We start from the raw sequence: 24,384 nt of genomic DNA, 5'->3' as shown, positions 1-24,384 counted from the left end.
CTCGCTTGAGGTGTTGCCGTCCATCGCTGCTCCCGGGCTCGCTCCTCGGATGGTGGGCGCCGGTCGGATGTCACGCGGCGGCGCCCTCGGGCTTCTCCTCCTTCTCGCCCTCGGGCTTCTCCTCTCCCTGGGCCTTCTCCTCGCCCTCGGCCTCGCCCTTCTCGCGGTCTTCGCCGCCGTCGCCCTCGGAGCGCTCCCGCTCCTCCTTGAGGGCGTCCTCGTGGGTCTTGACGACCTTGCCGTCGCGTATCTCGCCGCGCCATCCCTGCGTCTCGCCCTGTTCCAGGAGCGTGTGCGTCATCATGTGGCGCTTGATGTGCTTGAAGTCCAGGCGCAGGCGGCGTCCCTGAGCCCGCCACAGGTTGGCCGTCTTCTCCAGGAAGCCGTCCGGGTGGTACTCGGCGACCAGCAGAACCCGCGTCAAGGTGGGCGCCAGCTCATGAAAGGTCACGGCCCCGTCGACCCAGCCCTTGGAGCCCTCGGACTTCCAGACGATCCGCTCGTCGGGGACCTGTTCGATGATGGTGGAGTCCCAGCTGCGCTCGGACAGGAAGATCTTGGCCCGCCAGCTGATCTTCTCGTCGGACTCCTGCTCGACGCTCTCCACCTTGCTGGTGAAGTCCGGGTAGTCGGCGAACTGGGTCCACTGGTCGTAGGTGGTCCGCCGCGGCAGTCCCACGTCGAACTCCTCGATGATGGTGACCACCTTGGGCTCGTCCTCGCCACCGCCACCGCCGCCGCCCTGGCCGTCCCCTTCGCCGTCGCCCTTGCCCATCACCCCCTTCACCTTCTCCTTGGCACCGGTCATGCCCGCGCTCAGGCCCGCCTTGGCCGGGGACTCCCCCTGGGCCAGCTTCTTGACGCCGGTGGCCGCCATCTTCGCGCCGGACCCGGCGCCATCGCCGGTGACCTCGTTCAGCCGCTGGGTGAGCCCTTTGATCGTGCCGTTGGCCCTCTTCAGCGCCTGCACCATCAGCGCCTGCACGAGCTCCTTCCCCGCCTGCTTGAGCTCGTCCACAGGCAGTTCCCGGATCGCGCCACCGCCGCGGTTTCCCTCGTCAGAGCCTGCTTCCGTCATCGTCATCACTTCGCTTCTTGGGATGGTGCCGCACTCATCGGGTGCGGGACGTGCGCGTGCTTGCCGAGTGGTCTCGGACGTCCGTGGCAAGGTGATCCTGAGGCCACGCACGGTAGTGGCATATCCGTAAAAGCCCATACGAAACAGCCGGAATGTCACCACCGGGAAGAAAACAGAGATCTACCGACGATGGCGCGTTCTTGGGCGAGGCCGGGGGTACTCAGACGGTGGCGGCTCGGGCGGGCAGGACGCGTCCGCGGACCTCGCCGAAGCCGAGCCTGCCGCCGTCGGTGGCCGGGGCGGTGGCGGTGATGGCCACCTCGTCGTGGTCCTGGAGGAAGGTGCGCCGCTCGCCCTTGACCGTGATCGGATTCCTGCCGCCCTCGGTCAGCTCGATGAACGCGCCCCGCTGGTGCCTTTCGGGTCCGGAAACGGTACCCGAGGCGTAGAGGTCGCCGGTACGGGCGCGGGCGCCGTTCACCGTCATATGCGCCAGCATCTGCGCGGGAGACCAGTACATCGTCCGGTACGGCGGTCGCGAGACCACTTCGCCGTTCCACTCCACGGCCAGATCGATGTCCAGGCCCCACGGCTCGTCCTCGCGCAGGTACGGGAGTGGCTCGGGGTCCTGGCCGGGCAGCGGCACCCGCGCGGCCTCCAATGCCGCGAGCGGGACCACCCACGGGGAGACGGAGGTGGCGAAGCTCTTGCCCAGGTTCGGGCCGAGCGGCACGTACTCCCAAGCCTGGATGTCCCGGGCGGACCAGTCGTTGACCAGCACGGCGCCGAACACGTGATCCGGGAACGCGGAAGTCGGCACCTGCCCGCCGAGCGGCGAGCCGACCCCGACGACGAAGCCGAGCTCGGCCTCGATGTCCAGGCGCTCGCTCTCCCCGAAGGCGGGGGCGCTCTGATCGGGCGCCTTCCGCTGCCCGCAGGGGCGGACGACGCCGGTCCCCGACACCACCACGGTGCCGGCACGGCCGTGGTAGCCGACCGGCAGGTGCTTCCAGTTCGGCATCAGCGGCTCGCCATCGGGACGGAACAGCCTGCCCAGGTTGGTCGCGTGATGCTCGGAGGCGTAGAAGTCGACGTAGTCGGCCACGTCCACCGGAAGGTGCAGGGTCACATCTGAGACCGGATGCACGGCATCGGATCGGACATCACCCGCGACCAGTTCCGTGACCTGGCGCCGTACCTGCTCCCAGCGCGACCGTCCCTGCGACATGAAGGCGTTGAGCGTGGGCAGAGCGAACACGGGATCACCCAACGCGACCGCCAGGTCCACCACCGAATCGGCGACGCGCACGCCGACCCGGGGTGAGGTGCCTGGAGTGGAGAAGACCCCATAGGGCAGGTTGGCGAGCCCGAACAGGGAGCCTTCTGGAATGTCGATCCTGGTCACGCGGTCGCCCCTTCTCCGTGCGCGATACTCCCGGGCGCGATGCTCGCGGGGACGAGGCCCATGTCCACCAGCTCGGCCAAAGGCTCGGTGATGCTACAGGTGCCGAAGGACACGAACATCCCGCGAACGGCCTCCGCCCGGTCCTCGCCAAGCCCGCGCACAGTTTCGGCGACGGTGTCCTTGTCGCGCTCGGCGAGCAGGCCCACCAGGTCCGCCTCCGCCGCGCCGTCGAGAGCGGCGGCGGTGGCGACAAGCAGGTTGAGGAACCCGTGCTGCTCGAATCCCGTCCGGGCGTCGGTGTTGCGGACCGCGTGGTGCAGGCCCGCCGTCGCCTTGAACGGCACGTGCGCTTGGGCGACCGCCACGATCGCGGCGGCCAGTTCTCGCTCGTCCGGGTACAGCTCGGCCTTCACCCCCCCGGTACGGAACTTGGCCCTGTGCCCGCTCGCCTTCAGCTCGGCGATGACCTCGCCACGGCGCTCGTCCCGCGGCACCTCCACGTACACCGTGGTCGCGGGCGCGGCGGCGCACGCGCGATCCAGTGCGGTGACGAACTCCGGCACCTCCATCCCGGCGGGAACGGCCACCTCCACGGCGGCCAGCTCGACCGGCAGCCTCCGCGCCGACTCGGCCGCCGACGCCATCTGCCCCGGCCCGTGCGGAGCCGTCACCGCCAGTTCCAGCCGATGCGGGACGGTCAGCAGCGGGCCCAGTTCGGCGAGCGCGGGCTCGGCGATCACGAGCGGGCCCACCAGGTCGCCGTACGGGCCGGCGCGATGGGCCGCATGCGCCGGGACGGCCTCGGCGAGCGGAGCCAGCCCAGGCGGGAACACCGCCGCGTCATCGCACAACCTCCGGGCGAAGACCGGCACCATGGTTGTGACCTCCTACCGCGACCGAGCCCATGCGTAGCCGGGGCCCTCACAAGCCGGGCCAGTAGTGAAACCCTAAACCACCTGGCTGATTTCACTCATCGCAGTTCTTCTGAAGCGCCGTTGATCGGCTCGGTGGTCACTTCTCGCAGTCGCCCGTCGTCCAGGGCCAGTTGGCGACCGGGGTGTCGTGCGTCAGGGCGCAGATGACGATGTCGCCCTTCCCGCCATATCGCGCCTTGATCTCGTCGCGCATCGCCGCCCACTGGCGGCGGGTGTCCCTGATCGCCCACAGGACGGCGCGTTCCTGGTTGTCGGCGATCCGCCCGCGGGCGCTGGTCCCGTCCCTGGTGACCGCGCCGGTGACCGGGTCGATCTCGGCGACGTCCTTGTTGAGCTCCTCGTCGTGGCGGATCCGCCCGGCGCACTCGTCCGACGGGTAGCAGCCGGTGGCGAGCCGTTCCGGGACGTCGGACGGCGACGCGAGCGGCAGCCGGAAGCTCATCAGCGGGAACACCCCGTTCCTGTGCATGCCGGGCGGGTTGGCCACACCGGTCGGCCGCCCGGGATCGGCGGAGTCGACCCAGTTGGAGTGCGAGTAGAAGTCCTGGACGCCGTGCAGCGCGCGCCCGAACAGGTCCACGAAACGGCACTTGGCACGGGTCCTGTCACCGGGCGCGCCGTAGTCGGCGCAGGCGGACCGCGTGTCCCAGTGGGACAGTGTGCCGTCGTCGTCGAAGACCGTCCCGGCCTGGCGGGCGGCGCTGTGGAAGCGGTCGCGCAGGTGCCGCAGGCAGGCGATCAGTTGGTCGGACGCCTGTGCGCGGGTGCGCGCGTACGGCCTCCCGCCGTTGTCCTCGGCACGGATGTAGTCGGCGTTGTCGCAGTGGGCGTTCGGGTTGGACAGTTCGCCGCCGTAGAACCACGAGTCCGGTGCGTTGACCCCGCCGAGGTAGCCGCGGTAGCCCGCCAGCACGTCGATCGAGTCCTCCTCGAAGCAGGTGCCGTCGGACGGCTTGTCCTCCGGGCACGCCAGCGCCGCCCGCGTGATCTTCTCGTGCTCCCCGTGCCCCTGCGAGAACCAGTAGTACGTGGCGAACGCCTCCGCCTCCGGCGCCCGGACGATCTGGGCGCCGACGGCGAGCCCGAGCAGCGCGGCCAGCGCCGCCGGGACGGCCGGCCCGCGTCGGATCCGATGTCCCCGTAGCACGTCATGCCCCTTCCGTTCGCCGGGGCACACGGAATGACACTCCATGCGGCACACCCCCGAAGCCGAAACCTCGCGGCGACCCGCCGATGACGGTGTTATCTCCGGGTTCGCCTCGACACCGGATGAGCGTAGGACGCGCGTCGCTATTCTCGCGCGGTCGTGGCCGCAATGGTGAAATCGCTGATCGTCACCGAGGTCTTCCGCCAAGGCCAGGTGTCGCCCCAGCAAGATCATCTATTGGCTTCTCAGATCCCCTTCAGAAAAGGGAAACCGGTCTACTTGACAGCGGCCTTCCCATGGGTGAGATTGACCGGCACCTGTCGGTGCCGACCCACCGGATACCCACTCCCGCTCCCCCAGTGGAAGGCCCCCGCCATGGCACACGCACGCTCCTGGAAACTCCGCCTCCCTGCGCTCGCCGGGCTCCTCGCGCTCGTCCTCACCGCCGCGCCCGCGCCGGCGTCCGCTTCGGTGCCGCCTCCTCCGCCAGGCTGGAGCCTGGTGTGGAGCGACGACTTCGACGGCCCCGCCGGGTCCCCGCCCTCGTCCGGGAACTGGCTGATCAGCACCGGGCACGGTTACCCGGGAGGGCCGCCCGACTGGGGCACCGGCGAGATCCAGCGGTACACCGCCGACCCCGCGAACGTCGCCCTGGACGGCTCCGGCAACCTGCGGATCACGCCGATCAGGAGCGCGTCCGGAGAATGGACCTCGTCCCGGATCGAGACGGTGCGCACCGACTTCAAGCCCGCCGAGGGCCGGATGCTGCGCATCGAAGGGCGCCTCCGGATGCCGGACGTCGGCGGCGCGCAGGCCCTCGGCTACTGGCCCGCGTTCTGGGCGCTCGGTTCCCCGTACCGGGGGAACCACCAGAACTGGCCGGCGGTCGGCGAGTTCGACATCATGGAGAACGTCAACGGGATCGACTCGGTCTGGGGCGTCCTGCACTGCGGCACCAACCCCGGCGGCCCGTGCAACGAGAGCAACGGGCTCGGCAACAGCCGCGCCTGCCCCGGCTCACCCTGCCAGGCGGGCATGCACGCCTACACCTTCGAGTGGGACCGCAGCGTCTCCCCCGAGCAGTTGCGCTGGTACGTGGACGGCGAGCAGTACCACAGCGTGTCCGAGAGCCGGCTGGACGCGACGACGTGGGCCAACATGACCGGCCACGGCGGCTACTTCCTGCTGCTGAACGTGGCGATGGGCGGCGCGTTCCCGAACGGCGTCGCCGGGCGGGGCACCCCGACCCCCGACACCGTCTCAGGCCGCCCCATGGTCGTCGACTACGTTGCCGTCTGGCAGAGCGGCACCTGACCGGCACCCACTCAATCGTCGAGGAGCTCGACGGTCACGGTCGCGGTGTCCCCCGCTTCGAGGCCCTCCTTCGTGCGGACGGCGCGCTTGATGGGCAGCACGTAGGCGCCGCGCGCGGCGTCCGGGAAGATCGAGGTCGTCCACGTGCTGCCGCCGATCGTGACCCGTACCCGCAGCGAACCGAACCCGCGGCGCCGCCCGCCGGTCAGGTCTCGGATCTCCTCCGACGCGTCGGCGGGCAGGGTGACGAAGGTCCAGGTGCCGGCACGCCTGGCATCCCAGATCCACAGCTCGGCATCGAAAACGATCAGCACACGCCCAGCATCACACGGGCCACCGACAGGACCGCCCGGACGCCGCCTCTAGACGGCCGCCTCCGGACGGCGCGGCGCCCTCCCGGCCAGGCGGCCGGGAGGGTGCGACGGCCATGGCGGTTGGAGGCCCAGCGCGGCGGCGATGCGGTTCGCCACGGGCGTCCGGGGATCGACGCCTCCGGCCTCGCACCGTGCGATGACCTCGCCGGTGGTGTCGGCGGCCGTGGCCAGCCCCTCGACGCTCAGCCCGCCGCGCAGGCGGCTGCGCCGAACCCGCTGCCCGAAGCCGACCGCCAGCGCGGTGTCGGCGTAGAACGCGGCTGCGCCCGGTTCGCGCATCCTCCTGTCGCGGAGGCTCGCCCACGACTCGTGTCGCTCCGGCTCGTGCGGTGCGCACGCCTCCAATGCCCTGCGGGCCCGTTCCCGTTCGCAGGACTCGGGAAGCCTGGCCGTTCGCCACACGGTCAGCACCACCGTGCGGCTCGGGGCCGTACACCAGTACGTCAGCCCGACGGGCACGAACCCGAGGTAGAACTGCACCACCTGCAAGCGCCGCACCCGTCCGGACAATCGCCGTGTGAACGGCGGGACCTCCAGCGCACCGTAGACGCCCAGCAGCCCCAGGAAGAACGCCGCCACGGCGAAGTCCGCGGTGTAGAGCTGCTCCAGCCAATCCGCGGCCTCAAGCTCCAACTCGACGACGCGCCGATACATAAGCCGCACAATAGACCTAAGTCAACATAACGTCATGGCACCGTCACGGTAAGTCGTCCATACCTGGACAGCGTGTAGCCCCCGACGCGAGGGTCAGCTCCCACCCCGGCGGCGAGGCCGCGGGCGCCGATGAATTTTCGCGGCGCTCCGGGTCGGTATGGGTGGAAGTCGGCAGGGGTGGAAGGGGTGGTGGCCCGTGGCTGGACGCAATGGGCCCGCTGAGATGAGCGCCGAGGCGTTCGTGGAGGCGTTGAAGGAGCAGGCGCCGAAGGAACGCACGCAGGTGGACGTGGAGAGGAACCGGCGCTTTCTTCCGTACCGGCAACGACTTCCTGGGCGTGCGAATGGGCCAGGTCTTCGCGCTGGCCAAGGAGTACGCCGCGCTGCCGCCCGGCGAGATCGACAAGCTGCTCGACAGCACGATCCACGAGGTGCGGGTCGGCGCCGTGAGCATCATGGGTCACCAGGCGGTGGCCAAGCGGACGTCCGCGGACCGGCGACGGGAGCTGTACGAGCTGTACCTGCGCCGCATCGACCGGATCGACACCTGGGACCTGGTGGACGTCAGCGCGCACAAGGTCATCGGCGGCCATCTGATGGACGGGCCGCGCGACGTCCTGTACACCCTGGCCCGCTCGCCGAAGTGGTGGGAGCGCCGGGTGGCGATGTTCTCCACGCTGTGGTTCATCCGGAAAGGCCAGGTGGACGACGCCTTCGCGCTCGCCGAGCTCCTCGTCGCCGATGACCACGACCTCGTGCACAAGGTCGTCGGAGGCGTGCTGCGCGAGGCGGGCAAGAAGGACCCCGGGCGGCTGACCGGTTTCCTCGACCGGCACGCGGCCACGATGCCGCGCGTCATGCTGCGGACCGCGATCGAACGCCTCGGCCCCGAGACCCGCAAACATTACCTGTCACTCAAAGACGCCTAGCGGCCTAGTAAATCGGTAAACCTCCCAACAAGATCGGATGTCGGCGCGTCCCGAGGTCAATTTTCGGTAGATTATCAAGGCATTCCCATGAACTCTCCGAGGTGAGAGGGCGTCCCCTTTCTGAGTACGCAGGGCAACTCGGAAAAGGAGGATGCATGAAGATCGCACTGCGCCTTGCCGCGATTCTGGTCGCGGCCGTGCTGGGCGCCGGGACGATGGGAGCCGCGCACGCGGACGGCCCCAGGACCGACCGGCGGGTCGTGTCGGCCATCGAGGCCCAGCCGTGGGTCGTGCTCCAGCAGGGCGACACCGGCTACCGGGTCACGTCGGCCCGGTGCTTCCTGACCCAGTTCGGCTTCTTCGACGACTGCGGCACCGATGCCGACGCCTTCGACGCGGAGCCGGCCGCCGCCGTCGGCAGGTACCAGGACGCCCGGGACCTTCCGAAGACGGGGAGGATCGACGCGGAGACCTGGCTCGCGATGCGCTACGACCACGGTGTCGCCGGTCCGGGAGACCGCCGTTCCCACCTGGTCAGGGGCCTTCAGCACGCGCTGAACATCCTGGGCGACGCCATCCCGGTGGACGGGATCTACGGCAGCCGCACCACGACGGCCGTCAGGAACTTCCAGACGCGCAAGTCCATCGACAGTGACGGCCTGGTGGGGCCCATCACCTTCCGCGCCATGTTCGCCGAGGGCGCCGAGGCCGCCCGCACGTCCGGCCTGTAGACCGCTTCAGGGACGTCGTCTCCTGTGAGCGGCCCCGAACGTCCCCTCCCGGTCGCCCCTCCGGCCGGGAGGCCCCGCGAACTTATGGCCGTCGCACGTTCAACGAGGGGTTGAACTGGCCCGCGACCAGGGCGGACAGCGCCAGGACGAATCCGGCGACCTGGAGGGGCGTGAAGACCTCGCCCAGCAGCACCATGCCCACAAGCGCGGCGACCAGCGGGGACAGCAGGCCGAGGAGCGCGGTCGCGGTGACCGGCAGGCGCCCGATGCCCCGGAACCAGAGCACGTAGGCGACCAGGCCCCCGATGGTGGCGAGCCAGAGATAGCCCGCGACGGCCGGTGCGCCGATCTGGGCGGGCACGCCCTCGAAGAGCAGCACCAGAGGGAGAAGGAACAACCCGCCGCTGGAGAGCAGCCAGGCGGTGAGCGTCAGCGGGCCCACCCCCGCCGGTCGTCCCCAGCGTTTGGTGAGCGTCACGCCGGTCGCCATGGCGGCGGCTCCGCCGAGCCCCGCGAGGACGCCCGTCGCGTCGAGTCCCGCGCCGGGACCGATCACGACGAGGCCGACCCCGACGACTCCGGCCGTCCCCCATGCGAACCGCCAGGACGAGGGCGGCTCCCGCAGCACGGCGACGGCCAGCCCCGCCACGATCAGCGGCTGTGCCGCGCCCAGGGTCGCCGCGACACCGCCGGGCAGCCGCTCGGCCGCGAGGAAGAGCAGCGGGAAGAACGCGCCGATGTTGAGGACGCCGAGCACCGGGGCCTTCCACCACCAGTCGCCGCGTGGCAGCGTCCGGGAGAGCGCGACGGCGAGCAGGCCGAGGGGCAGCGCGCGCATCAGCGACGCGAAGAGCGGATGGCCTGGAGGCAGCAGTTCGGTGGTCACCGAGTAGGTGGTGCCCCACGCCGTCGGGGCCAGGGCGGTCACGGCGACGAGCGCGGCGTGGCGGCCGGGACGGCCTCGGCCGTTCCCGCCCACGGGCCGCGCCCGCCGCTGGGCGGGTGCCGTGATGGTGGTCATGCACGGAAGTCTCGGCCGCTCCCGACCATCTGTCCAACATATGGTTCTTATCGCATCCATCGGTTTCTAAGATGAATAGATGGATCTTCAGCAGTTGCGGTACGTCGTCGCGGTGGCGGAGACCCGCAACTTCACCCGTGCCGCCGAGCGGTGTTTCATCGCGCAGTCCGCGCTGAGCCAGCGGGTCGCGAACCTCGAACGCGAGCTCGGCGTGAAGCTGTTCGCGCGCACCAGCCGCCGGGTCGAGATCACCCCCGCCGGGGAGGCGTTCCTCCCGTCGGCGCGGCAGGCGCTCGAAGCGGCGGAGCGCGCCGTGGCCGAGGCCGCCGCCGCGGTGGGCCTGGTACGAGGCAGGCTCGCGGTCGGCGTCATCCCCACCGTCGCGGCCATCGACATGCCCGCCGTGCTCCAGCATTTCCGCGCACGGCATCCCGAGGTGCGGATCAGCCTGCGCGTGGGCGGCAGCGACCGGCTCACCGCGCAGGTGGCGTCCGGCGAGCTGGACGTCGCGGCGCTCGGGCTGCCGGAGGGCGACCGGCCCCGGGGCGTGCGGGTGCGGCGGCTCGCCGTCGACCGGCTCGTCGCCGTCGTCCCGGCCACGCATCCGCTGGCGGGCGAGGCCGGGGTCGGTCTCCGGCGGCTCGCCGAGGAGACCTTCGTGGACTTCCCGGCCCACTCCCCCGGCCGCGCCCAGAGCGACCGTGCCTTCGCGGCGGCCGGCCTCGTGCGCGACGTCGCCTTCGAGGTCACGGCGCCGGACCTGCTCGTCCGGATCGTGCGCCAGGGGCTGGCGATCGCGCTGCTGCCCTCGGCCATCACCGGGAACTACCCGGGCCTGGCGACGGTCCCGGTCATCGACGGGCCCTCCCGGGTCGAGTACCTGGTCTGGAGCGCGTTCAACCCCAGCCCCGCGACCCAGGCGTTCCTCCGGTCGCTGGACGAGGTCGCCAAGCGCGCGGACTAGCTCGGCGGCCGAGCCCGGCACCATGCCGCGGGACCGGCGACGGGGCCGCGCGGTGTTATGGGCGGTCACCCGGGTAGGAGGCTGCGTGACGTGATCGCAGACCAGCGCCGAGCAGACCATCGTTCAAGGGAGGGCAATGGCCGGCCCGAACGGACGCCGAGCGGAGCATCCGGATGACTGGGATCAAGGCGACCGGTGAGCGGAAGCTGATGCTGTTCTCCGGCCGCGGGCATCGGGAACTCGCCGAGGACGTGGCCGGGCGGCTCGGCACCGGGGTGACCCCGGCGGAGCTGAAGGACTTCGCCAACGGCGAGATCTACGCGCGGTACGAGGAGTCGGTCCGCGGCTGCGACGCGTTCGTGCTCCAGGCCCACACCGCGCCGATCAACCACCGGATCATGGAACAGCTGATCATGGTGGACGCGCTGAAACGCGCGTCGGCCGAGCGGATCACGGTGGTGGCGCCGTTCTTCGGGTACGCGCGGCAGGACAAGAAGCACCGGGGCCGGGAGCCGGTGTCGGCCCGGCTGATGGCCGACCTGTTCACGGCGGCGGGGGCCGACAGGCTCATGGTCGTCGATCTGCACACCGCCCAGATCCAGGGGTTCTTCGACGGCCCGGTGGACCATCTGCACGCGATGCCGCTGCTGGCCGACCATGTCGCGCGGCTGGTCGGGTCGTCCGAGCTGACGATCGTGGCGCCGGACGCGGGACGGGTGCGCGTGGCCGAGCGGTGGACCGACCGGGCCGGCTGCGCGCTGGCGATCATCCACAAGCGCCGGGATCCGTCCCGTCCCAGCGAGATCAGCGTGCAGGACGTGGTCGGCGAGATCGCCGGGCGCACCTGCGTCATCGTCGACGACATGATCGACACGGGCGGCACCATCGTGCGGGCGGCCGAGGCGCTCGCGGCCCGCGGCGCCGCCGAGATCATCGCCGCGGCGACGCACGGGGTGTTCTCCGGGGACGCCGCCGAGCGGCTGGCCGCGTCCGCCGTCTCCCGTCTGATCATCACCGACACGCTGCCGCTCCCCCCGGGCTTCCACTTCGACGACCTCACCGTGCTGTCGATCTCGCCGCTGGTCGCCCGCGCCATCCGGGAGGTCTTCACCGACGGGTCGGTGACCACGCTCTTCGAAGGCGAGAGCTGACACGGGCCGGACGACCAGTAATCGAGCGCGGGAACTCGGGGGGAATGCATGCGTGTGGCAGCCGTAGAGACCGTCCTACCGGAACATCACTACGACCAGCACCAGATCACCGAGGCGGTCGCGGCGTGGGCGGAGGCCGACGAGCGCCTGCTGCGGCGCTTCCACGAGGCCGCGCGGGTGTCGGGTCGGAACCTGGCCCTGCCGATCGAGGAGTACGAGAAGCTCAAGGGCTTCACCGCCGCCAACGACCTCTACATCGGCACCGCGCTGCGGCTGGGAGAGCAGGCCGTCCGCGGCGCGCTGGAGGCGTCCGGGATCGCGCCCGGACAGGTCGACCAGCTGGTCTTCTGCTCGTCCACCGGGGTGGCCACTCCCTCGCTGGACGCCGCCCTGGCACAGCGGGTCGGGCTGCGCGAGGACGTCAAGCGGGTGCCGATCTTCGGGCTGGGCTGCGCCGCCGGGGCCGCCGGGCTGTCCCGCCTGCACGACTACCTGCGCGCCTGGCCGGACCAGGTGGCGGTGCTGGTCTGCGTGGAGCTGTGCTCGCTGACCGTCCAGCAGGACGACCACTCGGTGGCGAACCTGGTGGCCAGCGGCCTGTTCGGGGACGGCGCGGCGGCCGCGGTGGCGATCGGCGGGCGGCGCGAGGAGGCGGAGGCGGCCGGGCGGGGCGGGTCGGCCGAGGCCCGCCGGGGTCCACGGGTGGTGGCGACCCGCAGCAGGCTCTATCCCGAGACCGAACGGCTGATGGGCTGGGACGTCGGCGAGCACGGCTTCCGGATCGTGCTGGCGGCCGACCTGGTCGACCAGGTCGAGGCGTGCCTGGCCGACGACGTCTCCTCCTTCCTGGGCGAGCACGGGCTGTCGCCGGACCAGGTGTCCTCCTGGGTGTGCCATCCCGGCGGGCCGAAGGTCATCGAGAAGATCGCGGAGGTGCTCGCGCTCGACGACGGCGAGCTGGACCTGACCTGGGACTCGCTGCAGCGGATCGGCAACCTCTCCTCGGTGTCGGTGCTGAACGTGCTCCAGGAGACGATCGCGCGGCGGCGCCCGCCGGCGGACGAGCCCGGCCTGCTGATGGCCCTGGGCCCCGGCTTCTCGGCCGAACTCGTCCTGCTGCGCTGGTGAGACCCCGGTCGCCGGCCGGGGCTAACCGCCGTCGCGGGCCGCGCGGATGAAGTCGCGGACGCGGTCGGCCATCGCCACCGCCGGTCCGGCGAGAAGGTTCTTGGTGGCGCTCTCCGTCCCCGGATGCGGGCGGGTCGGCGCGATGGACTCGGCCGCCCGCACCGCCGCCGCCATACCGCGGCGCTGGGCGTCGGTGAACTCATCCCCGAGCCGGTCGAACTCGTAGCGCTCCTCCGCGCGGGCGTGCGTCAGGACCTCGATGCGGAGCCGGTCCAGCTTGTCCAGGAAGGCCGGGTCGGCGGTGTCCATGCCGTCCAGCTCGGCCAGCATCTCCTTGGCCCGGCGCTCCTCCTCCAGCCGGTCGTTCACGATGCCCTCGCCGCCGGGCAGGGCGCGCCGCGCCGTGGGGTGCACGATCTCCTCCTCGGCGGTCTCGTGGACGGCCAGCAGCCGGACCAGGTCCTGGAAGGCGTCCTCGCGGGCCTGCCCGGACGAGCGGAGCGTCAGGTCGAACAGGTCCCGGATGCGGCCGTGCTGCTCACGCAGCAGCCCGACGATGTCGTCGGTCTGCGGGACCGCGGGTGTCGTGGTCATCGGTGCTCCCTTGCACGTTGATCGGCCGGTGGATGGTGCGTGCCCCGTACCCGCGGAAGGGGCGCCCCCGTCCGGCGGCCCTGCAAACACTCCGCAAAGCGCGGCGGCGGGCGCGTGAGGAAGGACGAGCCGGGGGTACGGGCGCGCATGCATCGGCCTCCGGACGGCACACCGTCCCGGCGAAGAAAGGTGAATCCGTTGGCGTTCAACCCGCTCGAACACCGGGGCATCCCGCTCGACCGGCAGATCCGCAACTGGAGCGAGCTCAACGTGGCGCCCGTCGACCCGGACCGGGCCGACCCGTACACCAAGTGCCGCATCATCACGATGAACGGCATCGAGGTGGAGGCGATCATGTTCAGCCACCACTTCAACCGGATCTGCCCGGACCCGGAGGTCAAGCGGCAACTCGCCGAGGTGCGCTACATCGAGCAACAGCAGCAGAAGGCGGTCAACTGGCTGCTGCCCGGCCAAGCCTCGGTCCTGGAGACCACCATCGCCTACGAGCAGGTCGCGGTGGACCTCACCGGCTGGGTCGCGCGCATGGAACCCGACCCGTACCTCAGGCAGGCGTACGAGTTCGGGGTGCTGGAGGACTTCGACCACCTGTACCGGTACGCCAACCTGTACGAGATGATCGAGCACCGCAAGGCCGAGAAGGTCATCGGCGACCTGACCGAGATGATCCCCGGGCGGCCCACCGCCCGGCACCACCGCGACCCGGCCGACAACGTTCGCGACCCCTACGACCGGAACACCACGGAGCCGATCTCCAAGCTGCACGCGCTGACCATCATGTCGGCCGAGCAGCAGACGATGAACTTCTACATGAACGTCGGCCCGATGTACATGGAGCCGATCGCGCGCCAGCTCTACCAGGAGATCGGGCTGGTGGAGGAGGAGCACGTCACCCACTACGAGTCCCTGGTGGACCCGGGCGAGACCTGGTGGGAGCGGCTGGTCAACCACGAGTACAACGAGTGCTACCTGTACCACTCGTTCATGGAGACCGAGACCGACCCGGGCGTGAAGGGGATCTGGGAGCTGCACCTGAACATGGAGCTGGAGCACCTGCGGATCGCCTGCGACCTGATGCGCCGCCACGACGGCCGCGACCCGGAGAGCGTGCTGGCGGACGAGCTGCCCGCCCCGGTCACCTTCGAGCCGAACAAGGAGTTCGTGCGGAACCTGCTGGCCACCCAGATCGACCTGACCACCCTGGGCGCCGGGTACGTCCACGAGGCGCACGAGCGGTTCGAGAGGATGCAGCGGGAGATCAACGGGGACGGCAGGCCGCCGAGCGAGCGCGTGATCGACCAGCACCGGCAGATGTACGGCGCCGAGTACCGGCTGTCCACCGAGGGCGAGCACCCGGTCGCCGAGCTGCGCGAGACGGGGAGCCGCCGCTGAGCCCCGCCGGTCGCGGTGGTCAGGGCGGCGAGGCCGGGCACCGCGCCGTCCCGCACACCGCGGACGTCCGCATCGAGGCATGGGGGCCGTCCAGGGAGTCCTGCGTCGCCGAAGCGGTGCGGGGCCTGGTGGAGTGCTTCGCCGACACCGCCGAGGTCCGCCCGCGACGCCGCGTGCCGCTGGACGTCCCGCCGGGGCCGGACGCGGACCTGCTCGTGACCGTCCTGGACGAGGTGATCTACCTGCTGGAGGTCGCGGGTGAGATCGTCCTGGAGGGCCGGTTCGAGCCGGCGCCGGACGGCGGGCTCACGGGCGGGCTGACGGTCGGCGACGCCGCGCAGGCCCGGCCGGTCGGCGCGGTGCCCAAGGCGGTGTCGCTGCACGACCTGCGCTTCGGCCGGAACGACGGCGGCTGGTCCTGCGCGGTCACCATCGACGTCTGACGAGCCGGGACAGGCGCGCCCGTCAGCCCTTGACGACGCCGACCGGGGCCAGGCGCGCGACCTTGCGGCACAGGCCCGCGCCCTCGCTGGCCTCGACGACCGCGGACACGTCCTTGTACGCCGCCGGGCCCTCCTCGGCCAGGCCGCGCCATGACGACGGCCGCACCGCGATGCCGTCGGCCTCCATCGTCGCCCGCAGCTGCTTGCCGCTGACCCCGCGGGCGGCCTTGTGGCGGCTCTGGACGCGCCCGGCGCCATGGCAGGTCGAGGCGAACGCGGGCGCGCCCGGCACGCCGACCAGGACGTACGACGAGGTGCCCATCGTCCCGGGGATCAGCACCGGCTGCCCCACCGTGCCGAGATCGGCGGGCAGGTCGGGGTGGCCCGGCGGGAGCGCCCGCGTGGCGCCCTTGCGGTGGACGCACAGCCGCCGCCGCTCCCCGTCGACCTGATGCTCCTCCAGCTTGGCGAGGTTGTGCGAGACGTCGTACACCAGGTCGAGCCGCGCACCGGCGATCCGCTTGAACACCTCCCGCGCCGCCTGGGCCAGGTACTGCCGGTTCGCGCGGCCGTAGTTCGCCGCCGCGGCCATGGCGCCCAGGTAGGCGCGGCCCTCGTCGGACTCGACGGGGGCGCAGGCGAGCTGCCGATCGGGCACCTGGATGCCGTGCGCGGGCATCCGCCTCTCCATCGCCCGGACGTGGTCGGTGCAGATCTGGTGGCCGAGACCGCGCGACCCGCAGTGGATCATGACGCAGATCTGGTTCAGGCTCAGCCCGAACGCCTCGGCGACCGCCGGGTCGTACACCTCCGCGACCCGCTGGAGTTCGAGGAAGTGGTTGCCCGAGCCGAGGCTGCCGACCTGCTGGGCGCCCCGTTCCAGCGCCCGCCGGCCGACCTGGCCGGGGTCGGCGTCGGCGACCGCCCCGGAGTCCTCGCAGCGCAGCAGGTCGCGCTCGTCGCCCTCGCCCCGCTCCACCACGTACCGGGAGCCGCCGGTGAGGATGCCGGTCAGCTCCTCGCTGCCGGACAGCCGCCGTACGGCCCCACGTCCCATGCCGCGCGGGATGGCCGGGTCGAGCCCGTCCATGACCCGATCCAGCACCGATGCGAGGCCGGAGAAGTCCAGGTCGGCGGCCAGCAGCCGGACCCCGCACGAGATGTCGAAGCCGACGCCGCCGGGCGACACCACGCCGCCCTCCCGCGGATCGGTGGCGGCCACGCCCCCGATGGCGAAACCGTACCCCCAGTGGATGTCCGGCATGGCGTACGAGGCGCCGACCACCCCCGGCAGCGTCGCGACGTTGGCCACCTGGTCGAGGGCCTGACCCGCGGAGCGCAGCAGCTCCCGCGACGCGAACACCACACCGGGGACCCGCATCGCGCCGGACGGCTCGATCCTGAACCGGTACGGCGCCTCCTCGGCGATGTCCATATCGCGTGGCTACCCCCCGTCCCTCCATGCATGCACGCTCCTGATCGTCCGGTCGGGCACGTCTCCGCAGGTGGGACGCGCGGCATGGGCCATGGGTGGAGGGGTAGCCCCGAGGTATGAACATCGCCGACGTGACCATTGATCTCGAGGACGCCGCGCTGCCGGGCGATCTGGCCCTGCCCGACCAGCCGCTCGGCGTGGTGCTCTTCGCGCACGGCAGCGGCAGCTCCCGGCACAGCCCGCGGAACCGCGCCGTCGCGGAGGGGCTCAACCAGGCGAGGATCGGCACCCTCCTGATCGACCTGCTCACCGCGGAGGAGGAGGAGATCGACCGCGGGACGGGCGAGCTGCGCTTCGACATCGGCCTGCTGACCCGGCGGCTGGTCGGGGCGATCGACTGGCTGGTGGACGCGCCGCCGACGGCCGGGTTCCCGATCGGGCTGTTCGGCGCCAGCACCGGTGCGGCGGGCGCGCTGGCCGCCGCCGCCGAGCGTGCCGAGCACGTCGCCGCCGTGGTGTCGCGCGGCGGCCGTCCCGACCTGGCCGGGCCCGCGCTGGAACGGGTGAGCGCGCCGGTGCTGCTGATCGTCGGTGCCCGCGATCCCCAGGTGCTGAGGCTCAACGACGACGCGGCCGGGCGCATGCACAACGCCATGCACCGGCTGGAGGTGGTACCGGGGGCGTCGCACCTGTTCGAGGAGCCCGGCACGCTGGACGTGGTGACGGGCCTGGCGGTCCGCTGGTTCGAGCGTTATCTGACCCAGCGCGTCCCGGTGGCCTGAGGGCTCAGGGCCACAGGGCTCAGGGCTTGCGGGCGACGCCGCCCGCCACGTCCACGCGCGGGCCGGTGAACGGGGAGGGGTCGGGCCGCCAGTCGGGGACGTGCACCACCCCCGGAGGCACCAGGTCCAGGCCGCGGAAGAAGCCCTCGATCTTCTCGATCGGGCGGGGGTGGTAGGGGAGCGTGCCGCTCTCCTCGTAGAGCCGCTCGGCGTTCCTGACCCCCTCGCTGGTGTCGGTGAAGTCGTAGATCCCGAGGTGGCTGCCCGGCGCCAGGCGGTCCATGAGGCGCGGGATGATCGACAGGGCCTCGTCGTCGTCGATGTGGCCGAGGATGCCCATCAGCATGAGGGCGGTGGGCCGGTCGAAGTCGAGAGTGCGCCCGGCCTGCTCCAGGATCGTCTCGGGCTGATGCAGGTCGGCGTCGATGTAGACGGTGACGCCCTCGGCCGAGCCGGTCAGCAGGGCGCGGGCGTGCGCCAGCACCAGGGGGTCGTTGTCCACGTACACGATCTTGGCCTCGGGGGCGACGCGCTGCGCGATCTCGTGGGTGTTGTCGACCGTCGGCAGCCCGGTCCCGATGTCGAGGAACTGGCGTATTCCGGCCTCCCCCGCCAGGTACCGGACGACGCGGACGATGAAGTGCCGGGCGGCGCGGGCCGCGTCCGGCATCTCCGGGTAGACCCGCAACACCTGGTCGCCGGCCGCCCGGTCGACGGCGTAGTTGTCCTTGCCGCCCAGCCAGTAGTTCCAGATGCGGGCCGACTGCGGGACGCTGGTGTCGATGTCCTCCATCGGATCCTTCTCCGGCCTGTCCGATGGACGCGAAGACTCGTCGCTGCTCATGACAAACCTCCCACGCGCGAGGGGGACGGCAGGCCGGCCGCACCAGCATCCGTACCACCGCGGGCCCTGGCTGTACTGGTCAGAGAATGCTGGCGGTCCCGCTATTCCGATGGCACGCCCGCGGAACCCGAGGGGGTGACCCGGGGGCGGTCGATGGGCCGACCGATGGGCATCGTAGGCGACCGATCGCGGCCGTCGCGTTCCTTTGAGCCGGTTATCGGGCGTCCGCCCGGCCCAGGTCGGCGACACCATCACCGTCGCCGTCGAGGGGCCTGGGCGAGGTCACCAACACGGTGGTGGCCGACACCCCCTAGCCGGAGAGGACGAACCCGTACAACTCCCCCCGGCGGGTGATCCTGCCGCCTCTGGGGGCGTTGAAATGGGCCGGGAACACGCGCACGTCGGTGCCGGCGAAGCGTGCCAGGAAGGCGGTCCTGGTGGCCAGTGCCTCCGCTGGGTCGTGCTCGGAGACGATCCGCCAATGCGGGCGCGGGAACTGGTAGGCGGTGTGGAACAGGTCGCCGCTGAACACCGCCTCCTGCCCGCCCGAGGTGACGTGGAGTCCGCAGTGGCCGGGGGTGTGGCCGGTCAGCGGGACGATCCGCACGGTGTCGTCGATCGCGAAGCCCGGGTCGACGAAGCGGTGCCGTCCGGCCTTCACCACCGGCATGACGCTGTCGGCGAACGAGTCGTGCCCGTACTGCCCTGACGGCACCGTCGTCCAGTGCTCGTACTCGGACCGGACGAACAGGTACGTGGCGTTGGGGAAGGTCGGTTCCCACGCGTCGCCCGTCCACCGCGTGTTCCAGCCGACGTGGTCCTGGTGCAGGTGGGTGTTGAAGACGTAGTCCACGTCGGCCGGATCGACGCCCGCCGCGGCGAGCGCGGTGAGGTAGCCGGTGTCGAGCATGTGCGCGTACGGGTCCAGCCGGCGTTCCTTGCCGTTCCCCCAGCAGGTGTCGACGACGATCAGGCTGTGCGGGGTGCGCAGGACGTGGCTGCGGAAGACCATCAGCGGCGTCCCCTGCTCGTCGAACAGGGACGGCGGCAGGTCCTCGCGCAGCGTGCCGAGCGCGTCCTCCTCCCCGTCCAGGCCGACGAACGCCTGGGTCATCGGGAAGGCCATCGTGGTCTCCACGATGCCGATCACCGTCACGTCTCCGATGCCGCTCCGCTCGGCCGGTCCTTCGTCACGGTCGGTCATGATGCCTCCTCAGGCGCGGGGGAGCCCGATCTCCTTGGCGATGACGTTCCGCATGACCTCGGACGAGCCGGCGCCGATGGTGCCCAGCCGGGCGTTGCGGAAGTGCAGTTGCATGTCGCTGTCCATGGTGTAGCCGGTGCCGCCCATCACCTGCATGCCCGTGTACGCGGCGCGGTTGAACATCTCGGTGCAGAACAGCTTGGCGACCGACGCCTCGAACACGCAGCGCTCCCCCCGCGCGATCCTGTGCGCGACGTCGTGGGTGAGCAGCCGCCCGATGTAGATGTCGGCGGCCACGTCGGCGAGCTGGTGCGCGACCGCCTGGAAGGCGCCGATCGGCCTGCCGAACTGCTCGCGCGTCCGCGCGTGCTCCAGGGCCTGCTCCAAGGCGGCGGCACTGGCCCCGACGCTGATCGGCGCGCTGCTCAGCCGCTCGCGCTCCAGGTTGACCATCAGCAGCCGCCAGCCCTCGCCCTCCTCCCCCAGCAGGTTGGACGCGGGCACCCGCACGTCGTCGTAGAAGACCATGTTGGTGCCGTTGGCGCGGTCGCCCAGCGTCGGGATCGGCTCGATCGTGATCCCCGGGCTCTTCAGATCGACGACGAACAGGCTGATGCCCTCGTGCCTGCGCGCCCCGTCGGACGTGCGGGTCGCCAGGATCACGTAGTCGCTGTAGTGGGCGCCGGTCGAGAACTGCTTCTGGCCGTTGATGACGTAGGAGTCGCCGTCCCGCTCGGCGCGCAGCCTGATCGCGGCGGCGTCCGATCCGGCCTGCGGCTCCGACAGGCTGAAGCAGAACAGCAGCCGGCCGGACGCGATCCCCGGCAGGTAGCGCTTGCGCTGCTCCTCGGTCCCGTAGGTGAGCAGGCCCTGCCCGGCGTGGATGGGGCTGCGGTACACGAGGCTGGCGAAGGACTGCATGGCCCTCGCCAGTTCCTCCAGGACGATGGTGATCTCGACGATGTCGCCGCCGGCGCCGCCGTACTCCTCCGGGATCCCGATGCCGAGGAACCCGGCGTCGGCGAAGCGCCGGTAGACGTCGAGGGGCGGCCGCCCGCGCTCGTCGCATTCCCGCGCGAAGCCCGGCGGCAGTTCTCTCCGGGCGAAGTCGCGGACGGCGGCGCGCAGCGCCTCCTGCTCCTCGGTGTAGTGCACTCTCATCTCCCCTTGGTGGCCAGGACGTCGACGGCGATGGCGCCGCGGCCGCCGACGATCAGCGGGTTGATCTCCAGGGACGACGCCCGCGCGCCGGTCATCGCGGCACCGAGCCCGGCGAGGGACACCAGCACGTCGGCGACCGCGCCGACGTCGGCCTTCCCGGTGTTGCGGACGCCGTTCAGCAGGGCGGCACCGCGCATCCGGCCGATCGCCTCCAGGGCGTGGTCGCGGTCGAACGGCGGGGCGATCAGGACGGTGTCCCGGAGCACCTCGGTGTAGACGCCGCCCGTCCCGACCAGCACGTACGGTCCGGACTCGGGTTCGTGGCGCACGGCCGCGATCAGCTCGTGCCCGGCGGCGGCCATCTTCTGCACCACGACGGTCCCCGCGGGCGCCAGCTCGTCATGCGCGCGCTCCACGGCCTCGGGGCCGTCGAGTCCCAGGCGGACCAGCCCCTCGTCCGTGCGGTGCGCGACCTCGCCGACCTTGAGGGCGACCGGATACCCGAGCCTGCCGGCGACCTCGCGGGCGTGTGCCGCATCGGTGACGGGATGCTCGCGCGCCGCCGGTATCCCGTACAGCTCCAGGAGCCGCCACGCCGCGTCCCCCGGCATCCGCCCGCCGGGCGGCACGGCGGACCAGAGCGCGCGGGCCTCCTCGGCGGCGGCCGGGTCGTGCGGCACCGGCCGCGCCGGACGGGGCTCCGGGGCGGTCACCTTGGCCAGGGACGAGAACAGGGCCGGGGCGTTGTCGATGACCGGGATCCCGGCGCCCGCCAGGATGGGCTCCCGGTCGGCGGTCGTGCCGGTCGCCGTGTACGCGATGACGTCGGCGCCGGACGCGGCCACGGCCTCCAGGTCCCGCTTCATCCGGTCCTGGATCGCCTGCGGGCCATGCAGGACGCCGAACACCAGATGGTCCACGCCGGGGTCGTCCGCGACGGCCGCCAGCACCCGCCTGGTCAGCTCCACGTCCCCGACGACCTGGTCGGTCAGGTCGAGCGGGTTGCGCGGGGTGCTGCGCGCGAGCAGGCCCGACAGCCGGCCGGCGGTCGCGTCCGCGAGCGGCGGCACCTCGACACCGGCCCGTCTCGCCTCGTCCGCCAGGATCACCCCGACGCCGCCCGACCCGGACACGATCCCGACCCGTCCGCCGCCGCGGCGCGACCGTCCCCGCAGCAGCGCGGCGAGCGCCGCGATCTCCTCCACCGAGTCGGCGAGGACGATGCCGTGGCGCTCGCACACCGCGGCGAAGGCGTCGTAGGGCCCGGCGAGCACCCCGGTGTGCCCGGCCGCCGCGGCGCCGCCCTCGGCCGAACGCCCGGCCTTGAACACGATCACCGGCTTTCCGGCGGCGATCGCGGCGTCCGCCCCGGCGAGGAACCCGTCCCGGTCGGCGACGCCCTCGGCATAGACGACGATCACCTTGGTGCGCTCGTCGGCCGCGAGCAGCCGCAGGTAGTCGCCGACGCCGAGGACGACGGCGTTGCCGACCGCGATCGAGCAGGTCAGCCCGAGTCCCGCCGCGGTCAGCCGCAGCACCAGCGAGCTGATCAGCGCGCCGCTCTGCGAGACCAGGGCGATGTCGCCGGCCGGGAGGCGGTCGCTGAGCTGCGCGTACGGGGCGAGGCCGCAGACGATCCCGTCGGTGACGTTGACGATCCCGTTGGTGTTGGGCCCGCAGACCGCCATGGACGAGCGACCGGCGAACGCGCGGACCCGGTCGTCCAGTGTCGGCGGCGGCTCCCCCGCGGGTCCCGCCCCGTACACGACCGCCGCCGGGACGCCGCGTTCCTCCGCCGTCTCCAGGACGTCCATCACCGCCCCGGCCGGGACGACGACCAGCGCGAGATCGGGCGTCACGGGAAGTTCGCGCAGCGAGGGGTAGGCGCGCAGCCCGTCGATCTCCTCGTACCGCGGGTTCACGGGGTAGATGTCCACCGGCGACCGGTGCCGCAGCAGCCCGCGCAGCGGCCAGGAGCTGAGCTTGCCGGACGCGACGGGCGAGCAGCCCACGATCGCGACCGACGAGGGCCGCAGCAGGAGACGCATGTTGGCGTCGCGCCCGGTCACGGCGTCACCGTCCCGTCCATCGCGGTGGACGCCCCTCGGCGAACGCGCGCGGTCCCTCCCGCGCGTCCTCGCTGGCGAAGACGGGCGCGAACACCTCCTCGGCGACGGCCCGCAGCTCCTTGGCGGGCCCGTTGATGGCCGCCGCGACCATGGCCTTGGCCGCGCGGACGCTCAGCGGCGCGTTGCCCGCGATCACCCGCGCCATCGCGAGCGCGCCCTCCCGCAGTCCCTCGGCCGGGAAGACCCGGTTGACCAGGCCGATCTGGTGTGCCCGCTCCGCGTCGATGGGCTCGGCGGTGAGGAACAGCTCCATCGCGACGCGCGGCGGGATCATCGGCAGCAGCGGGGCGTTGCCGACCATCGTGCGTCCCCAGCGGGCCTCGGCGACGGCGAAGCGGGCGTGGTCGGCTGCCACGCACAGGTCGCACATCTGCGCCAGGACGAAGCCGCCCCCGTAGGCGACGCCGTTGACCGCGGCGATGACCGGTTTCGCGACGTGGATGTTGGTCCCGAGCACGGGGTAGTCGGGCATCTCCTCCCGGCCGCCGAGCGTGCGCAGCTCCCGCAGGTCGGCGCCGGCGCAGAAGGCGTCGCCCGCGCCGGTGAGGACCATGACCTTCGCGTCGTCGTCCGCGTCGAACCTGTGCAGCGCCTCCCACAGCCCGTCCAGGACGGCCCGGTTGAGGGCGTTGCGCGCGTGCGGGCGGTTGAGCGTGATGACGGCGACGCCGTCCTCGCGGGCGTAGGTGACGGCCAAGGACACTGGTGATCTCCCAACATCGCTTCATATGCCGCGAGGGTTCGGGGTTCGCGGCGTGCAATGCGTTGACCAGGACGGTAGGACGGTCGCCCAGAAAAAACAAGCTCTTGCTCGGTCACGGAGACTGAGGTACGGTCCTGGAAAATAAACCAATGACCATGGTAAATCTACGCTAGCCGTTGGAAGCCGGCCAGCGGCCCGCCGCGAACGCATCGGAGAACAGGCTCACCAGGTAGTCGAACGTCCCCTCCGCGCTCGGCGGAGCCGTGAAGGCGTGGTCCGCGGCCTGGATGAACCCGATCAGCGCGGAGGTGTACGCGCGGGCGGCGTGCCGCAGCGCGATCCCCTCCAGACCGAAGGAGGAGATGACGGCGTGAATGGCCCGCAGTCCTCCGTCCGCGGCGTCCTGGACCTCCTCCCAGCGGCACCACAGGTGCCAGCTCGTGGCAGCGCGGAACCGCCCCGGACGCTCGGCGGCGTAGGCGCGGTAGGCGTCGGCGATCGCCCGCATCCCGGCGGCGCCGCCGCGTCCCAGCACCGCGTCCCGCAGCCGCTCGCTGAGCTCGGCCAGCGCGGCGACCGTGACGCTCTTGCGCAGCCCCTCCAGTCCGTCCACGTGGTTGTAGAGGGACGAGGAGTGCAGGCCGAGCTCGGCCGCCACCGACGCCAGGGTGAGCCCGTCCATCCCGTCGCGGTCGGTGACGCGGCAGGCGGCCTCCAGCACCGCCGCGCGATCGGCTCGTGGCTTTCCCGTCCCGGCCATGGAACTCCTCGACACTCGCTCCGACTAGGCGTGGCCAACATACCAATGGCATTGGTAAAGCACCGTGCCTCCACCACCCCGTGCTGCG

At 71.7% G+C, this 24,384-nt stretch carries 23 protein-coding genes and 1 pseudogene; 9 read left to right on the top strand and 15 right to left on the bottom strand.

Features of this window, described 5'->3' with window-relative positions:
• Positions 1-70: 70 nt before the first annotated feature.
• From ACGWYJ_RS23415 to ACGWYJ_RS23400, 4 genes are all read right to left on the bottom strand, one after another.
• On the bottom strand, positions 71-1,084 hold the full coding sequence (locus tag ACGWYJ_RS23415) for an SRPBCC family protein (RefSeq protein WP_395108415.1): 1,014 nt from the start codon (positions 1,082-1,084) through the stop codon (positions 71-73).
• Positions 1,085-1,298: 214 nt separating this feature from the next.
• Positions 1,299-2,483 (bottom strand): fumarylacetoacetase, encoded by a 1,185-nt coding sequence (fahA, locus tag ACGWYJ_RS23410; protein ID WP_395108414.1) that lies wholly within the window; start codon positions 2,481-2,483, stop codon positions 1,299-1,301.
• Positions 2,480-3,358, bottom strand: coding sequence for a hypothetical protein (locus ACGWYJ_RS23405; RefSeq protein WP_395108412.1), 879 nt, complete (start codon positions 3,356-3,358; stop codon positions 2,480-2,482). The genes fahA and ACGWYJ_RS23405 overlap by 4 nt, the downstream gene beginning before the upstream one ends.
• A 136-nt stretch (positions 3,359-3,494) precedes the next feature.
• Positions 3,495-4,565, bottom strand: coding sequence for a hypothetical protein (locus tag ACGWYJ_RS23400; protein WP_395108411.1), 1,071 nt, complete (start codon positions 4,563-4,565; stop codon positions 3,495-3,497).
• A gap of 375 nt (positions 4,566-4,940) precedes the next feature.
• Between ACGWYJ_RS23400 and ACGWYJ_RS23395 the strand changes: the two genes are divergently transcribed.
• Complete coding sequence (locus ACGWYJ_RS23395; RefSeq protein ID WP_395108410.1) at positions 4,941-5,879, top strand: glycoside hydrolase family 16 protein; 939 nt, start codon at positions 4,941-4,943, stop codon at positions 5,877-5,879.
• 11 nt (positions 5,880-5,890) lie between these two features.
• On the opposite strand, the gene ACGWYJ_RS23390 is transcribed toward ACGWYJ_RS23395, so the two are convergent.
• Positions 5,891-6,193 carry a DUF1905 domain-containing protein gene (locus ACGWYJ_RS23390; protein WP_395108409.1) on the bottom strand — a complete coding sequence of 101 codons (303 nt, stop codon included), beginning with the start codon at positions 6,191-6,193 and terminating at the stop codon, positions 5,891-5,893.
• A 48-nt stretch (positions 6,194-6,241) separates the two neighbouring features.
• The gene (locus ACGWYJ_RS23385) at positions 6,242-6,907 is read right to left on the bottom strand and encodes a helix-turn-helix domain-containing protein (RefSeq protein WP_395108408.1); all 666 of its coding nucleotides are present in this window, start codon (positions 6,905-6,907) and stop codon (positions 6,242-6,244) included.
• A 311-nt stretch (positions 6,908-7,218) separates the two neighbouring features.
• Between ACGWYJ_RS23385 and ACGWYJ_RS23380 the strand changes: the two are divergent.
• Both ACGWYJ_RS23380 and ACGWYJ_RS23375 read left to right on the top strand, forming a co-directional pair.
• Positions 7,219-7,836: pseudogene (locus ACGWYJ_RS23380) on the top strand (DNA alkylation repair protein); the annotation flags it as partial.
• Positions 7,837-7,991: 155 nt separating this feature from the next.
• On the top strand, positions 7,992-8,567 hold the full coding sequence (locus tag ACGWYJ_RS23375) for a peptidoglycan-binding protein (protein ID WP_395108407.1): 576 nt from the start codon (positions 7,992-7,994) through the stop codon (positions 8,565-8,567).
• Positions 8,568-8,649: 82 nt separating this feature from the next.
• Here the strand turns inward: ACGWYJ_RS23375 and ACGWYJ_RS23370 are convergent, their stop codons facing one another.
• Positions 8,650-9,588, bottom strand: coding sequence for an EamA family transporter (locus ACGWYJ_RS23370; protein WP_395108405.1), 939 nt, complete (start codon positions 9,586-9,588; stop codon positions 8,650-8,652).
• Positions 9,589-9,667: 79 nt separating this feature from the next.
• Between ACGWYJ_RS23370 and ACGWYJ_RS23365 the strand changes: the two genes are divergently transcribed.
• The 3 genes from ACGWYJ_RS23365 (at position 9,668) to ACGWYJ_RS23355 (ending at position 12,831) form a co-directional block, all read left to right on the top strand.
• A complete protein-coding gene (locus ACGWYJ_RS23365; protein ID WP_395108403.1) occupies positions 9,668-10,552 on the top strand; it encodes a LysR substrate-binding domain-containing protein in 885 nt (294 codons plus the stop codon).
• 173 nt (positions 10,553-10,725) lie between these two features.
• Positions 10,726-11,703, top strand: coding sequence for a ribose-phosphate diphosphokinase (locus tag ACGWYJ_RS23360; protein WP_395108402.1), 978 nt, complete (start codon positions 10,726-10,728; stop codon positions 11,701-11,703).
• Between the two features lie 48 nt (positions 11,704-11,751).
• Entirely contained in the window at positions 11,752-12,831 is a 1,080-nt protein-coding gene (locus ACGWYJ_RS23355; protein ID WP_395108401.1) for a type III polyketide synthase, read from the top strand.
• Between the two features lie 21 nt (positions 12,832-12,852).
• Here the strand turns inward: ACGWYJ_RS23355 and ACGWYJ_RS23350 are convergent, their stop codons facing one another.
• A complete protein-coding gene (locus ACGWYJ_RS23350) occupies positions 12,853-13,425 on the bottom strand; it encodes a hemerythrin domain-containing protein (RefSeq protein WP_395108400.1) in 573 nt (190 codons plus the stop codon).
• A gap of 198 nt (positions 13,426-13,623) precedes the next feature.
• Between ACGWYJ_RS23350 and ACGWYJ_RS23345 the strand changes: the two genes are divergently transcribed.
• Both ACGWYJ_RS23345 and ACGWYJ_RS23340 read left to right on the top strand, forming a co-directional pair.
• Entirely contained in the window at positions 13,624-14,835 is a 1,212-nt protein-coding gene (locus tag ACGWYJ_RS23345; RefSeq protein ID WP_395108399.1) for a hypothetical protein, read from the top strand.
• A complete protein-coding gene (locus ACGWYJ_RS23340; protein ID WP_395108454.1) occupies positions 14,832-15,278 on the top strand; it encodes an archease in 447 nt (148 codons plus the stop codon). The genes ACGWYJ_RS23345 and ACGWYJ_RS23340 overlap by 4 nt, the downstream gene beginning before the upstream one ends.
• 22 nt (positions 15,279-15,300) lie before the next feature.
• On the opposite strand, the gene ACGWYJ_RS23335 is transcribed toward ACGWYJ_RS23340, so the two are convergent.
• Positions 15,301-16,713, bottom strand: coding sequence for an RtcB family protein (locus tag ACGWYJ_RS23335; protein ID WP_395108397.1), 1,413 nt, complete (start codon positions 16,711-16,713; stop codon positions 15,301-15,303).
• 116 nt (positions 16,714-16,829) lie between these two features.
• On the opposite strand from ACGWYJ_RS23335, the gene ACGWYJ_RS23330 reads away from it, so the two are divergent.
• Positions 16,830-17,495 (top strand): dienelactone hydrolase family protein, encoded by a 666-nt coding sequence (locus ACGWYJ_RS23330; protein WP_285700400.1) that lies wholly within the window; start codon positions 16,830-16,832, stop codon positions 17,493-17,495.
• 19 nt (positions 17,496-17,514) lie between these two features.
• Here the strand turns inward: ACGWYJ_RS23330 and ACGWYJ_RS23325 are convergent, their stop codons facing one another.
• The 6 genes from ACGWYJ_RS23325 to ACGWYJ_RS23300 all read right to left on the bottom strand — a co-directional run bounded on the left by ACGWYJ_RS23325 (position 17,515) and on the right by ACGWYJ_RS23300 (position 24,296).
• On the bottom strand, positions 17,515-18,339 hold the full coding sequence (locus ACGWYJ_RS23325; protein ID WP_395108396.1) for an SAM-dependent methyltransferase: 825 nt from the start codon (positions 18,337-18,339) through the stop codon (positions 17,515-17,517).
• Between the two features lie 310 nt (positions 18,340-18,649).
• Complete coding sequence (locus tag ACGWYJ_RS23320; protein ID WP_395108394.1) at positions 18,650-19,543, bottom strand: MBL fold metallo-hydrolase; 894 nt, start codon at positions 19,541-19,543, stop codon at positions 18,650-18,652.
• 9 nt (positions 19,544-19,552) lie between these two features.
• Complete coding sequence (locus ACGWYJ_RS23315; RefSeq protein ID WP_395108392.1) at positions 19,553-20,704, bottom strand: acyl-CoA dehydrogenase family protein; 1,152 nt, start codon at positions 20,702-20,704, stop codon at positions 19,553-19,555.
• Positions 20,701-22,773, bottom strand: a complete 2,073-nt coding sequence (locus tag ACGWYJ_RS23310) for an acetate--CoA ligase family protein (RefSeq protein ID WP_395108390.1) — start codon at positions 22,771-22,773, stop codon at positions 20,701-20,703. The genes ACGWYJ_RS23315 and ACGWYJ_RS23310 overlap by 4 nt, the downstream gene beginning before the upstream one ends.
• Before the next feature lie 4 nt (positions 22,774-22,777).
• Complete coding sequence (locus ACGWYJ_RS23305) at positions 22,778-23,536, bottom strand: enoyl-CoA hydratase/isomerase family protein (RefSeq protein ID WP_395108389.1); 759 nt, start codon at positions 23,534-23,536, stop codon at positions 22,778-22,780.
• Between the two features lie 169 nt (positions 23,537-23,705).
• Positions 23,706-24,296: a TetR/AcrR family transcriptional regulator gene (locus ACGWYJ_RS23300; RefSeq protein ID WP_395108388.1), complete on the bottom strand. Its 591-nt coding sequence runs from the start codon at positions 24,294-24,296 to the stop codon at positions 23,706-23,708.
• Between the last annotated feature and the right edge of the window lie 88 nt (positions 24,297-24,384).

The sequence above is a fragment of the Actinomadura sp. SCN-SB genome, assembly GCF_043906805.1.
Classification (GTDB): domain Bacteria; phylum Actinomycetota; class Actinomycetes; order Streptosporangiales; family Streptosporangiaceae; genus Spirillospora.
Note: the sequence above shows the minus strand (reverse complement) of the source record. Positions and strands in the feature narration are given on the sequence as shown.

Excerpts from the sequence above, each read along its gene's own strand:
- ACGWYJ_RS23320 (WP_395108394.1), bottom strand. The coding sequence starts at position 19,543 with ATGACCGACCGTGACGAAGGACCGGCCGAGCGGAGCGGCATCGGAGAC.
- ACGWYJ_RS23385 (WP_395108408.1), bottom strand. The coding sequence starts at position 6,907 with ATGTATCGGCGCGTCGTCGAGTTGGAGCTTGAGGCCGCGGATTGGCTG.
- ACGWYJ_RS23330 (WP_285700400.1), top strand. The coding sequence starts at position 16,830 with ATGAACATCGCCGACGTGACCATTGATCTCGAGGACGCCGCGCTGCCG.
- ACGWYJ_RS23355 (WP_395108401.1), top strand. The coding sequence starts at position 11,752 with ATGCGTGTGGCAGCCGTAGAGACCGTCCTACCGGAACATCACTACGAC.
- ACGWYJ_RS23315 (WP_395108392.1), bottom strand. The coding sequence starts at position 20,704 with ATGAGAGTGCACTACACCGAGGAGCAGGAGGCGCTGCGCGCCGCCGTC.
- ACGWYJ_RS23360 (WP_395108402.1), top strand. The coding sequence starts at position 10,726 with ATGACTGGGATCAAGGCGACCGGTGAGCGGAAGCTGATGCTGTTCTCC.
- ACGWYJ_RS23370 (WP_395108405.1), bottom strand. The coding sequence starts at position 9,588 with ATGACCACCATCACGGCACCCGCCCAGCGGCGGGCGCGGCCCGTGGGC.
- ACGWYJ_RS23415 (WP_395108415.1), bottom strand. The coding sequence starts at position 1,084 with ATGACGATGACGGAAGCAGGCTCTGACGAGGGAAACCGCGGCGGTGGC.
- ACGWYJ_RS23335 (WP_395108397.1), bottom strand. The coding sequence starts at position 16,713 with ATGGACATCGCCGAGGAGGCGCCGTACCGGTTCAGGATCGAGCCGTCC.
- ACGWYJ_RS23375 (WP_395108407.1), top strand. The coding sequence starts at position 7,992 with ATGAAGATCGCACTGCGCCTTGCCGCGATTCTGGTCGCGGCCGTGCTG.
- ACGWYJ_RS23350 (WP_395108400.1), bottom strand. The coding sequence starts at position 13,425 with ATGACCACGACACCCGCGGTCCCGCAGACCGACGACATCGTCGGGCTG.
- ACGWYJ_RS23300 (WP_395108388.1), bottom strand. The coding sequence starts at position 24,296 with ATGGCCGGGACGGGAAAGCCACGAGCCGATCGCGCGGCGGTGCTGGAG.
- ACGWYJ_RS23405 (WP_395108412.1), bottom strand. The coding sequence starts at position 3,358 with ATGGTGCCGGTCTTCGCCCGGAGGTTGTGCGATGACGCGGCGGTGTTC.
- ACGWYJ_RS23325 (WP_395108396.1), bottom strand. The coding sequence starts at position 18,339 with ATGAGCAGCGACGAGTCTTCGCGTCCATCGGACAGGCCGGAGAAGGAT.
- ACGWYJ_RS23395 (WP_395108410.1), top strand. The coding sequence starts at position 4,941 with ATGGCACACGCACGCTCCTGGAAACTCCGCCTCCCTGCGCTCGCCGGG.
- ACGWYJ_RS23365 (WP_395108403.1), top strand. The coding sequence starts at position 9,668 with ATGGATCTTCAGCAGTTGCGGTACGTCGTCGCGGTGGCGGAGACCCGC.